Annotated in this window: 1 protein-coding gene; it reads right to left on the bottom strand. The window is 56.7% G+C overall.

Going from position 1 to position 277, the window contains the following annotated elements:
• Window positions 1-142: 142 nt before the first annotated feature.
• The coding region (locus tag LD028_RS08925) for a DUF1540 domain-containing protein (RefSeq protein ID WP_237811605.1) at window positions 143-277 on the bottom strand (135 nt) is incomplete at its 5' end.

The following is a 277-nucleotide window of genomic DNA, read 5'->3' as shown; positions in this document are numbered from 1 at the left end:
CAAGCTGGGTATGTTCCTAAAGCGGCCCGCTTCATTTCCGTTTGCAGCGCTTGAATGAGGCTGGCGCGTTTGTCCATCGTCATCCCCCTCGAACGATGCAAGCGCCGCCCGGTCGGCCGGGCAGCGCCTCGTTGGTCTCGCATCATGCTTTATGGGCCGGAACAAACGTTTTGCAGTCTGTTTCCGTTGAATCAGACGCCATTTTTCCTGCATGGCTGACCACGTAAATGGCTTCAGCGCTGCAGCGATTCCCTTCTGCCCAATAACGGCAGTTGTG

Origin of the sequence: Anoxybacillus sp. LAT27 (assembly GCF_022030075.1) — a bacterium.
In the GTDB taxonomy this organism is placed as follows: domain Bacteria; phylum Bacillota; class Bacilli; order Bacillales; family Anoxybacillaceae; genus Anoxybacillus; species Anoxybacillus kestanbolensis.
Note: the sequence above shows the minus strand (reverse complement) of the source record. Positions and strands in the feature narration are given on the sequence as shown.